This window comes from Nesterenkonia sp. PF2B19 (genome assembly GCF_001758425.2).
In the GTDB taxonomy this organism is placed as follows: Bacteria; Actinomycetota; Actinomycetes; order Actinomycetales; family Micrococcaceae; genus Nesterenkonia; species Nesterenkonia aethiopica.
In genome coordinates this window covers 25,183-37,601 of record NZ_MDSS02000034.1, presented here as the reverse complement: position 1 = coordinate 37,601, position 12,419 = coordinate 25,183, and the positions used below count along the sequence as shown (strand labels likewise).

Here is a 12,419-nt window from a genome sequence, read left to right as displayed (position 1 = left end):
CGATCAGGTCGCTCATCGTCGGCGCAGACCTGGGCGGCCGATCGACTTCGGCGATGAGCAGCAGGCCCGATACAAGGGTCGCAACGTCGTCGAACGATGTTTCAACCGGCTCAAGCAGTGGCGCGGGATCGCTGCACGAACGGATAAGACTGCCCGGAACTTCCACGCTGGCTCTGCCTCGCAGCGACTCTGCAATGGGTTTAGCAACACGCCCTAGGGCTCGGTCCTTCGCGGATACGAGGGCGTGCTCGAGGGCTTCCAATGGGAGATCCTCGGTGCGCATCGTGGAGCGAGTAGCCCAGCCGACGATCTTCCGATCGAACACGTCGGTGACGAACGCGGTGTAGCAGAACCCGCAACTGGTGCGGACGTAGGTGATGTCCGCGACCCAGAGTCGGTTCGGCCGGTCCGCGGTGGAGCGCCGTTCCACAAGGTCCGGACGTTCATCGGCTTCCCGTGCGGGGACGGTCGTGCGGGGCTTCCGGCCCCGGACCACGCCGGACAATCCCGCAGCACGCATGAGCCTGGCGACCTGATCGCGGCCGATGTCCCAGCCCTCGCGGCGCATCGCGTGCCAGATCTTCCGGGCCCCGTAGACGCCCTAGTTGTCGGCATGGATCCGTTCGATCACCGGAACCAGCTCTGCGTCACGCAACTGCCGGTCGCTCGCGGGGCGGACCTTCGCGGCCCGATAGCCGCGAGAAGTGAGGAACCCACCGTCTGTCGCACCGAGCGTGCGGCAGATGAGCTCGACCCCGAACAGGTCGCGATACATGTCGACATACGCGATCATCTCGGCGTGGGCCGGTCGAGCTCCGCGGCGAAAAACGCCGACGCGGTCTTCAGGATCTCATTCGCGCGCCGCAGCTCAGCGTTCTCGCGTTTGAGACGTCTGATCTCAGCCTGCGCGTCGGTGGTCGCACCCGGCTTCTTCCCGGCATCGACCTCGGCCTGCTCGACCCAGCGACGCAGTCCCTCGATCGAGACGTTCAGCTTCGGTGCGGTCTCCTTGATCACCTGATACCGCGACAGGCCCGCCTCGTCGGCCTCGAGCCGGTCCTGCACCATGCGCACGGCACGATCCTTGAACGCTTGCGGGTACTTCGATGGCATATCCCAATCCTCTCGAAAACGGATCGGAACGAAACCCAGGGCGGTTCATAGTCCGCACAGTGCGCCGGCGGCGGCGGCAGACAGGCCGGGCCGCAGCCCGCGGGCGCTGGAACGCAGGATCACCACAGTGTCAGGGCCGGGAGAGATGTAGCTCACCAGGACGAGGGAGAGGAAGACGGGCCAGTGGACGTCCATCGGCGTTCAGTCTCCGTTCGGTGCGTCGATTCCCGGCCCATCCTATGGCCGATAGGCTGGTGCCATGACTGCGACTTCCTCGCCTGAGACCACCGGTTCCACTGATTCCCTTCTCGAGCAGATCCGCTCGCTGCCCAAGGTCAGCCTCCATGATCACCTCGACGGCGGTCTGCGTCCGGCCACGCTCATCGAGCTCGCCCGCGAGGCCGGCGTCGAGCTGCCCACCGAGGACCCCGAGGCGCTGGCCCGCCGGTTCCGGGAGAACGCCGACTCCGGGTCCCTGGAGCGCTACCTGGAGGCCTTCGGGCTCACCACGGCGGTCATGCAGACCGCGCAGAACCTGCGCCGCGTGGCCCGCGAATACGTGGAGGACCTCGCAGCGGACGGTGTGGTCTACGCCGAGGTCCGCTGGGCCCCGGAGCAGCACCAGCAGCAGGGGCTGAGTCTGGATGAGGCCGTCGAGGCCGTCCAGGCGGGGCTGGAGGAGGGCATGGCCGCCCTCGAGGATGAGGACCGGATCGTGGTGGTCGGCCAGCTGATCTCTGCGATGCGTCAGTCCGACCGTGCCGACGAAGCCGTGGAACTGGCCAAGCGCTACCGTGACCGCGGTGTGGTCGGCTTCGACATCGCTGGGCCCGAGCACGGCTTCCCGCCGTCCCGGTTCGCTCCGGCGTTCACCGTGCTGGCCGAGGCGATGATCCCCGCCACCGTCCACGCCGGGGAGGCCGACGGCGTCGAGTCCATCCGTGACGCGCTCGTCTCCGGGCGCGCCCAGCGTCTGGGCCACGGGGTGCGGATCGCCCAGGACGTCTCGATCTCTGAGGAGCCGGTGACCTCCGACGACGGCGGCGACGCCTACGAGGTCATCCTCGGCGACGTCGCCCGCTGGGTCCGCGACCGGCAGGTGCACCTGGAGGTCAGTCCCACCTCCAACCTGCAGACCGGCGCCATCGCCCCCTTCGCCTCGGACGGGACCGCGACGATGACCGACCACCCGTTCGACATGCTCTACCAGCTGGGCTTCAACGTCGGGGTCAACACGGACAACCGCCTGGTCTCCGGGGTGACCCTCTCCGGGGAGCTGGCTCTGCTGGCCGAAGCCTTCGGCTACGAGCTCGCCGAACTCGCCGACTTCCAGATCAACGCCCTGGAGTCCTCCTTCCTCGGACAGGAGGAGCGGGAGGCGCTCTCGGCGCTGATCCTCGAGGCCTGGCAGTGACCACGGCCCACCAGCCGTCCGCCCAGCCGCCGTCGGACCCCGTGCGGCGGCTGGAGTGGGTGGTGGCCCAGCTGCGCCTCCACTGTCCGTGGACGCAGCGGCTGAGCCATGGCTCCCTCGTGGAGTACCTGGTGGAGGAGGCCTACGAGACGGTCGAGGAGATCGAGGCCGGAGGCGTGGACGAATCCCTGCGTCAGGAGCTGGGCGACCTGCTCTTCCAGATCGTGCTGCACGCCCAGCTGGCGGCCGAGCGCTCCAGCTTCGACCTCGACGGCGTGGCCGAGGCGATCACCGCCAAACTGGTGCGCCGCAGCCCGCATGTCTTCACCTCTGATGGGCAGCTCGACGTCGACGCCCAGGCCTCCCTGGACCAGATCGAACGCGCCTGGACCCGCATCAAGGCCCAGGAGAAGGCCGAGGAGAAGGCCGAGGAGAAGGCTGTCGAGGAGGTGACGGCCGGGCAGAACGGAGCCGACGGTGACGCCGAGCTCGCCGCCGTCGTCGGCTCCCTGCCGGCCCACCTTCCCGCCCTCGCCCGGGCCGCCAAGCTCATCGACCGGCTGGACCGCACCGTCTCGGCCGACCCCGAGGCAGGCGACGACGTCGGCGCCGGACCCGCCTCCTCAGCCCAGGATCCGCTCGCCGCGGCTGACGAGGACGCCTTAGGTGAACTACTCTTCTCGGTGGTGGAGAGAGCACGTTCTCGGGGTCAGGACCCCGAACGCGCGTTGCGTCGCCACCTCAGCACGCTGGCGCAAGGGCGCGTCGGCCCCGGACTGTCCAGATAACCGAAAAGGAGCCGACTACCCATGTCACTCATCGCCAGTGTGTACGGCCGCGAGATCCTCGACTCACGCGGAAACCCGACCGTCGAGGTCGACGTGCTTCTCGACGACGGCAGCTTCGGCCAGGCCGCCGTCCCCTCCGGCGCCTCCACCGGAGCTTTCGAAGCCGTGGAGCGCCGTGACGGCGACAAGGGCCGGTACCTGGGCAAGGGCGTCTCCGGCGCCGTGTCCGCGGTCAACGACGTCATCGCCCCCGCCCTGGAGGGCCAGGACGCCACCGAGCAGCGCCTGATCGACCAGATCCTGCTGGACCTCGACGGCACCGACAACAAGAACAGCCTCGGCGCCAACGCGATCCTCGGCGTCTCCCTGGCCGTGGCCAAGGCCGCCGCCGACGCCTCAGATCTGCCCCTGTACAAGTACCTCGGCGGGCCGAACGCCCACCTGCTGCCGGTGCCGATGATGAACATCCTCAACGGCGGCTCCCACGCGGACTCCAACGTGGACATCCAGGAGTTCATGATCGCTCCCATCGGTGCGGCCACCTTCTCCGAGGCGCTGCGCTCCGGCGTCGAGGTCTACCACGCGCTGAAGGGCCTGCTGAAGGAGAAGGGCCTGAACACCGGCCTGGGTGACGAGGGCGGCTTCGCCCCGGACCTGCCGTCGAACCGCGACGCGCTGGACCTGATCACCGAGGCCATCAAGCGCGCCGGCTACACCCCGGGCACGGATGTGGCGCTGGCCCTCGACGTCGCCGCCACCGAGTTCTACTCCGAGGGCGCCTACACCTTCGAGGGCGAGCAGAAGACCCCCGAGCAGATGAGCGCCTACTACTCCGAGCTGGTGGACGCCTACCCGCTGGTCTCCATCGAGGACCCGCTGGACGAGGACGACTGGGCCGGTTGGAAGACCCTGACCGAGACCATCGGCGACAAGGTCCAGCTGGTGGGTGACGACCTCTTCGTCACCAACCCGGACCGCCTGGCCAAGGGCATCGACGCTGACACTGCCAACTCGCTGCTGGTGAAGGTCAACCAGATCGGCTCGCTGACCGAGACCCTGGACGCCATCTCCCTGGCGCAGCGCAGCCGCTACACCACGATGGTCTCCCACCGCTCCGGCGAGACCGAGGACACCACCATCGCGGACATCGCCGTGGCCACCAACGCCGGCCAGATCAAGACCGGCGCCCCGGCCCGCTCCGAGCGTGTGGCGAAGTACAACCAGCTGCTGCGCATCGAGGAGGAGCTCGGCGACGCCGCCGCCTACGCCGGTGCGAGCGCCTTCCCGCGTTTCCGCGGCTGACTCTGGTCGGCCCATCCTGATCAGCGCGACCTGAGCACCGTCTGAGGGGCCGCACCCGGAGCATCGTTCCGATGCCCCGGGTGCGGCCCCTCTGCGTGTCCGCCGCCGTCGACGAGCCGTTGGCGACTACCCTGGGACTTCGACGGCGCGCAGGGCGTCGCCCCAGCTGAGACACCGGTGGCACACGGAAGGCGGTGACCATGGCCAGGCATGCCAGACGCAGCGACTCCGACGCCGGCCGCAGCGCCCGCGTCGCTTCCGCCGAAGCCCGCCGGCTCGCCGAGCGCGAGCAGGTCTCCGGAGAGATCCGGATGCCGGCCGACCTGGCCGCCCGGCGGGCGCGCCGGGTGAGCCCGCCGAAGCAGCGTCGCCGTTCCGGGGAGCGCACGGCCGTCAGCGCCCGCTCGCTGGTCCCGGAGCGGACCCTCTCCGGGCGGCTGATCGTGATGACACTGGTGGCCCTGGTGGTGGTCTCCTTCCTGGTGCCCACTGTGCGCACCTATCTCCAGCAGCGGTCCGAGCTGGCCGACCTGGAGGCCGGCATCGCCGAGGAGCAGCAGCGTCAGGACGAGCTCGAATCCGAGATCAGCCGCTGGGACGACCCCGAGTACGTGCGTCAGCAGGCGCGCGAACGCATCAACCTGGCGATGCCGGGGGAGCGGCAGTACCACGTGATCGGCGACCTCACCGGAGAGGACGACACCCCGGAGAACCAGGAGGACAGCGAGGTCCGTACCGACCTCCCCTGGGCTGAGGCGCTATGGGATTCTCTGGTCCGGTCTGCCGTAGATTAGTCTCGACGGTGGAGGTCCGTTCCTGCCGAGGACCCGCCCATGAGCACCAGGAGAGCCCGCGAGACGATGACCCAGCCCCGCAGCGCCACCCCCACCCAGGACGACCTGGACACGCTCAGCCTGCAACTGGGCAGGCCGGTGCGCGACGTCGTCGAGATCCCGGCACGCTGCCGCTGCGGCAACCCGCTGGTGGCCGCCACCGCGCCGCGCCTCTCCAACGGGATCCCCTTCCCGACGACGTTCTATCTCACGCACCCCACCCTCACCCAGGCCGTGTCCCGGCTGGAGCTGCCGGCGTGATGGCGGAGATGACTGAGCGGCTGGGCCACGACGAGGAGCTTGCCGCCGCCCACCGGGCCGCCCATGAGAACTACCTGGCCGAGCGTGAACGCATCCGGCTGGCCGCCGGCGTGGATCCCGTCTGGGAGATCGACGGCATCACCGCCGGGGGCATGCCCGACCGCGTGAAGTGCCTGCATGTGCTCGTCGGCCACGCGCTGGCCGTGGGTCCCGGCATCACCCCGCTGGGCGACGAGACCCTGGACCGCATCGCCGAGGACTGGACGCCGGAGGTCTGCACCTGTGCCGCCGCATGGGACCACGACGCCGAGATCCCCACCCGTGACCTCAGCCGACACGTGCGGCGACTGAAGGAGGAGCAGCAATGAGAGTGGCCGCCATCGACTGCGGGACCAATTCGATCCGCCTGCTGATCGCCGATGTGGAGAGCGCGGGGGAGCCGCGCGGACCCCAGAGCGTCCCGGAGGGGCAAGAGCCGTGGGGGACCGAGACCGGTGAGCACAGCGCGGTCGCCCAGATGCATCGTTCGCGGCTCACGGATGTCGTCCGGCAGATGACCGTGGTCCGTCTGGGCGAGGGCGTGGACGAGACCGGAGAGTTCTCCCCGGCCGCGCTGGAGCGCACGTTCGCCGCGGTGGACAGCTACGCGGCCCTGATCCGTCGGCACAAGGTGGAGGCGGTCCGCTTCGTGGCCACCTCCGCGACCCGGGACGTGGCGAACCGCGACGCGTTCATCGCAGGCATCAAGGACCGCCTCGGCGTGGAGCCGGAGGTCATCCGCGGCAGCGAGGAGGCCGGGCTCTCCTTCGTGGGTGCGGCCTCCCTGCTGGACTGGGACCCCGAGCGGAAGGTCCTCGTGGTGGACCTCGGCGGAGGATCCACCGAGTTCGTCCTGGGCACCTCGAAGGGCATGGAGCACGCCATCTCCACGGACATGGGGTGCGTCCGATTCACCGAGCGGCATATGCGCACCGACCCGCCGGCAGAGACCGAGACCTCCATGGCGAGCTTCGAGACGCTCTCCTTCCTGGAGGACGTCAGCCAGGTCATGCCGCTGCACGAGACCGACGTCGTCATCGGCGTCGCCGGCACGGTGACCACGGTGACCGCCCACGCCCTGGACCTCGAGGACTACGATCCGGATCTCATCCACGGCGCCGAGGTGGGGTTGGACCGCATCCACCAGTCGGTGGACCAGCTGGTGCACGCGCCCCGGGACCAGCGGGCCCACATGCCGTTCATGCACCCCGGCCGGGTGGACGTCATCGGCGCCGGTGCGCTGATCTGGGGCACCATCCTGGACTACATCAATAAGGTCACGAAGGGGCGGGTGACTACCGCCGTCGCGTCGGAGCATGACATTCTGGACGGCATCGCCCTGTCGCTCGCCACCGGCGCCGCGCAGGAGGCGACCGGCCGGGGCTGAGCCCTGCCCGCATGAGTACGCATCACGAGCGCCCCCAGCATCACGAGCACCCCAGCAGGGAACGGAACAGAAGGAAGACCATGACTGACGCTGCCCCGGAGACGAGGGACGCGGCCCGGCAGGGCTCGCCCCACGGAGGACGGCGTGGCCGTCACGGGCGGCGTCGTGCGGCCGAGCCGGGAATGCTGGCCGCCCGCCGCGCTGCTGCTGGCCCCCGCTGTCACCGTCGGCGGGGTGGTCACGGCTCCTGCCGCCCAGGCTGATGCCTGGCGGGACGCGCAGTTCTGGCTCGAGGACTATGGCGTCACCGAGGCCTGGGAGACCGCTCGAGGCGAGGGCGTGACCATCGCGATCCTCGACACCGGCGTCGACGCCGACCACCCCACCTTGGAGGGCGCCGTCGTCGACGGCACCGACGTCTCCGGAGGTGGTGACGGCTCTGGGGGGCCGGTGGAGCAGTTCTCCACCGAACACGGCACCATGGTGGCCTCCCTGGCGGCCGGGCGTGGCTACGAGCCCACCGGAGACGAGCTCGACGAGCTCCCTGAGCCGGAGGACTACGAGGAGTTCACCGACGAGGACTGGGAGCAGTTCTGGGACGACCTCCTCGACGAGCTCGAGGGTGCGGAGAACCGAGGTCTCTCGCAGGGTGCCGGAGTGCTGAGCCCTGACGTCCTTCTGACGGGCGAGGGCAGTGAGCCGCTGGACCTCACCGCCTCGGCGATCCTGCCCGCCTCGACCACCGAGGACGACGAGGACGCTGACGACGACGAGGACGCCGACGAGGACGACGACGAGGACGAAGACGACGACGAGGACGAGGACGACGCTGACGACGCTGACGAAGACGGCGAGGACGAAGACGGCGAGGACGAAGACGCCGAGGAAGACGCGGCCGGCGTGATCGGCGTCGCCCCCGAGGCGGACGTGCTGAGCGTGTCCATGGCGTTGGAGATGCCGAACTCCTACGGCCCGGACCTGGAGGACCAGGTGGTCGAGGCCGTGGACTGGGCCGTGGACAACGGGGCGGACATCATCAACATGTCCTTCGGCCTGCCTAACGAGCAGGAGTGGCCCGAGTCCTGGGACGAGGCCTTCCTGAAGGCTGCGGAGAACGACGTGCTGGTCGTCGCCGCGGCGGGCAACCGAGTCTCCGGCAGCTGGAGCGTCGGCGCCCCGGCGAGATCCCCGGCGTGCTGACCGTCGCAGGCGTCAACGAGGATCGGGAGATCAGCGAGGACGCCTCCGCCCAGGGCATCGCGGTGGACATCGCCGCTCCTTCGGAACCGCTGGTCGGGGCGGTCCCGGACGGGCTCAACACCCAGTGGATGGGCACCTCCGGCGCGGCGCCGATCGTCGCGGGAGCGGCGGCACTGGTGTGGTCCGCGCATCCTGACCTCTCCGCCGAGGAGGTCAAACACCGGCTGCTGAGCACCGCCGACGGAGTCGGCGACGGCAACGGTGTGGACCCCGAGTTCGGACAGGGCATCCTCAACGTGGCGCAGGCCGTGGCCGGCGATGACGTCCCGGAGTTCGATCCGTCGGCCTACGAGACCCTCGAGGAGTGGATCCGTGTCCATCGCCGCGGAGAGTCCGACAACACCGAGCACGCCGACATCCCCAGCGACGCCGGCGTCTCACCCGGCCCCGAGGGCGACCCCCGGGACCGGCCGCAGGCCTCCGACGCCAGGGGCACCCAGGACTGGGCGGGACCGGTGGTGGTCGGGGTCGCCGCGCTGCTGGTGATCTCGGTGGTCAGCGTGGCAGCAGTGCACCTGACGTCCCGGCGTCGGCGCTCCTGAGTCGATCTGCCGGAGACCGCACGGTGAGGGGAACAGGCGTCCAGCGTCATACCCGCGCCCCTCACCGTGCCTGGCAGTAGACTGCACTGAAGGAAGGACACGCAGCGTGGCGGTGGTCCGCACCGGAGATCGGTGAGGGGCCGCCGCTGTTGCTGTGTGCAGTTCACGTACCCCTCAGCACCAGCGCTAGGATGGCATCCATGGCAATCTCGCAGAAGCTCTCAGAGAGACCGCGCATTCTGATCGTCGGCGGTGGATATGTCGGCCTCACCGTCGCCCAGAAGCTCCAGAAGAAGGTCAAGGCCGAGGGCGGCGTCGTCACCCTGGTCGACCCGCTTCCCTACATGACCTATCAGCCGTTCCTCCCTGAGGTGGTCGGCGGGCACATCGAGGCTCGGCACGCGATCGTCTCCCACCGCAGCCACCTGCGGGACACGGAGGTCATCACCGGCAAGGTCACGGAGGTGGACCACGCGGAGCGCACCGCCAGCGTGGAGCTGGAGGACGGGGAGAGCGTCGAGATCCCGTACCAGGACATCATCATGGCGGCGGGCGCGACCACTCGCACCTTCCCGATCGAGGGTCTGGCCGAGCAGGGCATCGGTCTGAAGACCATCGAGGAGGCCCTGACGCTGCGCAACCAGATCCTGGAGCGCATCGAGGCCGCCTCCACCATGACCGATGAGAAGGCCAAGTCCCGGGCGCTGACCTTCACCGTGGTCGGCGGCGGCTTCGCCGGCATCGAGTGCATCGCGGAGATGGAGGACATCATCCGCGCCGCCGTCTCGGCCAACCCGCGCCTGAGTCAGTCCGACGTGCGCATCGTGCTCGTCGAGGCCATGGGCCGCATCATGCCGGAGGTCTCCGAGGACCAGGCCGTCGGCGTGGTCGAGCACCTGCGCGGCCGCGGCATCGAGGTGCTGCTGAACACGTCGCTGGGCTCCGCCGTCGACGGCGAGCTGCAGCTGATCAATATGGCGGACAAGTCCGAGGCCGACCGCTTCGAGGCCGACACCCTGGTCTGGACCGCCGGTGTGGCCGCCAATGCAGTCGCACGCCGCTCCAGCTTCCCGATCGACGAGCGCGGCCGCATCACCGCCTCTGCCGCGCTGCAGATCGTCGACGAGGAGGGCAGCCCGATCGAGGGCGCCTGGACGGCCGGCGACGTCGCCGCCGTGCCGGACCTCACCGGCGCCGGGCCGGGCGGCTTCTGTGTCCCCAACGCTCAGCACGCGCTGCGCCAGTCCAAGCAGCTGGTCAAGAACCTCGTGGCCGCCCGCTTCGGGGAGGGGAAGGTCAGCGAGTACAAGCACGACTCCCTCGGCGCTGTGGCCGGACTGGGCCTGTTCAAGGGTGTGGGCAACCCGATGGGAGTCAAGCTCAAGGGCTTCCCGGCCTGGCTGGCCCACCGCGGCTACCACGGCATGGCGATCCCCACCGTGGAGCGCAAGGTGCGCGTGGCCAGCAACTGGCTCAACGAGTTCGTCTTCGGTCGGGACATCACCCCGCTGCGCGACCTGGAGACCCCGCGCCGCCAGTTCGAGGAGGCCGCGACCCCGGCCAAGAAGAAGGCCGACGCCTGATCCTCGACTTCTGATCGGACGACGTCCGATCCCGAGATTCCCAGAGACGACGGCGAGCCTCTGCCGGAGACCTAAGATGGTCCTGGCGGCGGGCTCGCCGTCGTCGTGTCTGCGCCCCCATAGCCCAATCGGCAGAGGCAGCTGACTTAAAATCAGCACAGTCTGGGTTCGAGTCCCAGTGGGGGCACCGAAGATCGCTGAACGCGCGTGCGGTCCTCGACGGAGGATCCGCACCCTCGACGCGGTACTACGAATGTAGTAGCTTCGTGGCATGGTGGGGCGTGCGGTCGTCGTCGGAGCAGGCATCTCGGGCTTGGCCGTGGGCAGAGCTCTCCTCGCTGCGGGATGGGAGGTGGAGCTTCGCGAGCGGGCGCACGGCTTGCCCGAAGCCGGCACTGCGCTGGGGATGTGGCCCGAGGCTCTGGCCGCTCTGGATGCCTTGGGAGTGGGCGACCGTGTGCGTCATGCAGGAGCTGTGCAGCATGGGGCGGCGTTCCTCCGCCCCGACGGGACCGAGATTGCCGCCGTCAGAACCCCGGCACCGGCTGTCCTCCTCTCACGCCCAGCTCTGCATCGGTTCCTGTGGGAGGGGAAGCTCGAGGATGCCGTTCGCTGGGGAGATCCGCTGGAGGACCTGGCAGAGCTGACTGGGACCGACATGTCCGATGCGGACCTGGTGGTCGGCGCTGACGGCATCCACAGCCGGCTGCGGTCTGTGGTCGCGGGCCAGGAGGTCCGTCCTCGAGAGCTGCGCGTCACCGCGTTCAGAGGGACGGTCCCTGGCCCCGTGGAGACTACCTGCGAGACCTGGGGGCCGGGGCGTCTCTTCGGGGTCACCCCGCAGGAGTCAGGCATGGCCAACTGGTTCGCCGCGGTTCGGGACGACCTCCTGGATGAGTGCTCAGGACTCCCCGACGACGAGCTGTTGAGCACGCTGTTCGGAGACTGGCACCCCGGGGTGCGGGATGTCGTGGCGCTCGCCGGATCTGCCGGAATCGACCGGCGCCGGATCTTCGATCTGCCGCCGCTGCGCAGCTGGCACCGCGGCAGGGTCGTCATCCTCGGCGATGCGGCACATGCGATGGCTCCGAACATCGGCCGAGGCGCCTGCGAGGCGATCATCGACGCCGTCGTGCTGGCTGAGGCGCTGAGTGTCTCGGCGACGGTCGAGGCAGGGCTGCGGGTGTTCGACAGGCGGCGACGACGAGCGGCACAGCGAGTCGTCCGTGCCTCCCGGCTGCTCAGCCGAGTGTCGACGGCGCGGCGCCTGCCCGAGACCCGGCGCCGGGCACTGCGAGTCGTGGCGGGCCTCGTCTCCTCCTCACTCCGTAGAGAGGGGGAGCGCAGTGGGCACCCGTGATCGAGCCATGGATGCAGCCGTGGAGCTGTTGGGATCTCACGGGTTGCGGGCCCTGACCCATCGGCGGATCGATGTCGCCGCAGGTCTGCCGCAGGGCTCCACCTCGAACCACTTCAGGACCCGGGCGCAGCTCCTCCAGGGCGTGGTGGAGCACCTGGTGGCCATGGAGCAGGCGGTCTTCGATGCGGAGGAGCGCCCCCAGAGCATCGACGGGCTCGTCGACGCTCTCTGCACATTCATCGACCTCGCGACAGGCGCTCAGCGGACCGTGACGGCGGCACGGCTCGCCCTCTTCGTCGAGGCCATCCACGATCACCAGGTGCGAGATGTTCTTGCGCGGGGACGGGAGCACATGGAGGAGTGGGCGGCGGAGACAGTGCAGAGCGTCGGCCTGCCTGAGCCCGTGATCACGGCCCGGCGGGTCATGTGGCAGGTCGAGGGGATCATCCTTCAGCGCCTGGCCCTGGGAGGGGAGCGCCTGTCCGCGGAGGCGGAGGCCTCCTTGCGCGCCTGCCTGGGCTCCGATGACTGAATCTC

11 protein-coding genes, 1 tRNA gene and 3 pseudogenes are annotated in these 12,419 nt (G+C 69.5%); 11 read left to right on the top strand and 4 right to left on the bottom strand.

Going from position 1 to position 12,419, the window contains the following annotated elements:
- Nucleotides 1-328 precede the first annotated feature (328 nt).
- From BCY76_RS19385 to BCY76_RS18140, 4 genes and pseudogenes are all read right to left on the bottom strand, one after another.
- A pseudogene (locus BCY76_RS19385) lies at nucleotides 329-568 on the bottom strand (IS3 family transposase); the annotation flags it as partial.
- 33 nt (nucleotides 569-601) lie between these two features.
- Nucleotides 602-793 (bottom strand): hypothetical protein, encoded by a 192-nt coding sequence (locus BCY76_RS11035; protein ID WP_085437676.1) that lies wholly within the window; start codon nucleotides 791-793, stop codon nucleotides 602-604.
- Entirely contained in the window at nucleotides 790-1,113 is a 324-nt protein-coding gene (locus tag BCY76_RS11030; protein ID WP_070158988.1) for a transposase, read from the bottom strand. Before BCY76_RS11030 ends, BCY76_RS11035 begins: the two co-directional genes overlap by 4 nt.
- Before the next feature lie 45 nt (nucleotides 1,114-1,158).
- Entirely contained in the window at nucleotides 1,159-1,308 is a 150-nt protein-coding gene (locus tag BCY76_RS18140; RefSeq protein WP_170922666.1) for a hypothetical protein, read from the bottom strand.
- 64 nt (nucleotides 1,309-1,372) lie between these two features.
- Between BCY76_RS18140 and BCY76_RS11025 the strand changes: the two genes are divergently transcribed.
- The 11 genes and pseudogenes from BCY76_RS11025 to BCY76_RS10975 all read left to right on the top strand — a co-directional run bounded on the left by BCY76_RS11025 (nucleotide 1,373) and on the right by BCY76_RS10975 (nucleotide 12,414).
- Nucleotides 1,373-2,527 carry an adenosine deaminase gene (locus tag BCY76_RS11025; protein ID WP_070158987.1) on the top strand — a complete coding sequence of 385 codons (1,155 nt, stop codon included), beginning with the start codon at nucleotides 1,373-1,375 and terminating at the stop codon, nucleotides 2,525-2,527.
- Nucleotides 2,524-3,315, top strand: a complete 792-nt coding sequence (locus tag BCY76_RS11020; protein ID WP_083277329.1) for a MazG nucleotide pyrophosphohydrolase domain-containing protein — start codon at nucleotides 2,524-2,526, stop codon at nucleotides 3,313-3,315. Before BCY76_RS11025 ends, BCY76_RS11020 begins: the two co-directional genes overlap by 4 nt.
- 21 nt (nucleotides 3,316-3,336) lie before the next feature.
- The gene (gene eno, locus BCY76_RS11015; RefSeq protein WP_085437674.1) at nucleotides 3,337-4,617 is read left to right on the top strand and encodes a phosphopyruvate hydratase; all 1,281 of its coding nucleotides are present in this window, start codon (nucleotides 3,337-3,339) and stop codon (nucleotides 4,615-4,617) included.
- A 200-nt stretch (nucleotides 4,618-4,817) separates the two neighbouring features.
- Nucleotides 4,818-5,411, top strand: coding sequence for an FtsB family cell division protein (locus tag BCY76_RS11010; RefSeq protein WP_139827748.1), 594 nt, complete (start codon nucleotides 4,818-4,820; stop codon nucleotides 5,409-5,411).
- A 66-nt stretch (nucleotides 5,412-5,477) separates the two neighbouring features.
- A pseudogene (locus BCY76_RS11005) lies at nucleotides 5,478-6,079 on the top strand (DUF501 domain-containing protein).
- Nucleotides 6,076-7,137, top strand: coding sequence for a Ppx/GppA phosphatase family protein (locus tag BCY76_RS11000; RefSeq protein WP_083277393.1), 1,062 nt, complete (start codon nucleotides 6,076-6,078; stop codon nucleotides 7,135-7,137). The pseudogene BCY76_RS11005 and the gene BCY76_RS11000 overlap by 4 nt, the downstream one beginning before the upstream one ends.
- A 144-nt stretch (nucleotides 7,138-7,281) precedes the next feature.
- Nucleotides 7,282-8,939 (top strand): annotated as a pseudogene (locus BCY76_RS20740) (S8 family peptidase).
- 200 nt (nucleotides 8,940-9,139) lie between these two features.
- Entirely contained in the window at nucleotides 9,140-10,522 is a 1,383-nt protein-coding gene (locus tag BCY76_RS10990) for an NAD(P)/FAD-dependent oxidoreductase (RefSeq protein ID WP_070159998.1), read from the top strand.
- 113 nt (nucleotides 10,523-10,635) lie between these two features.
- Nucleotides 10,636-10,709: transfer RNA gene (locus tag BCY76_RS10985), tRNA-Leu, on the top strand.
- 84 nt (nucleotides 10,710-10,793) lie between these two features.
- Nucleotides 10,794-11,882 (top strand): FAD-dependent monooxygenase, encoded by a 1,089-nt coding sequence (locus tag BCY76_RS10980; protein WP_070160000.1) that lies wholly within the window; start codon nucleotides 10,794-10,796, stop codon nucleotides 11,880-11,882.
- Nucleotides 11,883-11,901: 19 nt separating this feature from the next.
- Entirely contained in the window at nucleotides 11,902-12,414 is a 513-nt protein-coding gene (locus BCY76_RS10975; RefSeq protein WP_170922665.1) for a TetR/AcrR family transcriptional regulator, read from the top strand.
- Nucleotides 12,415-12,419 lie beyond the last annotated feature (5 nt).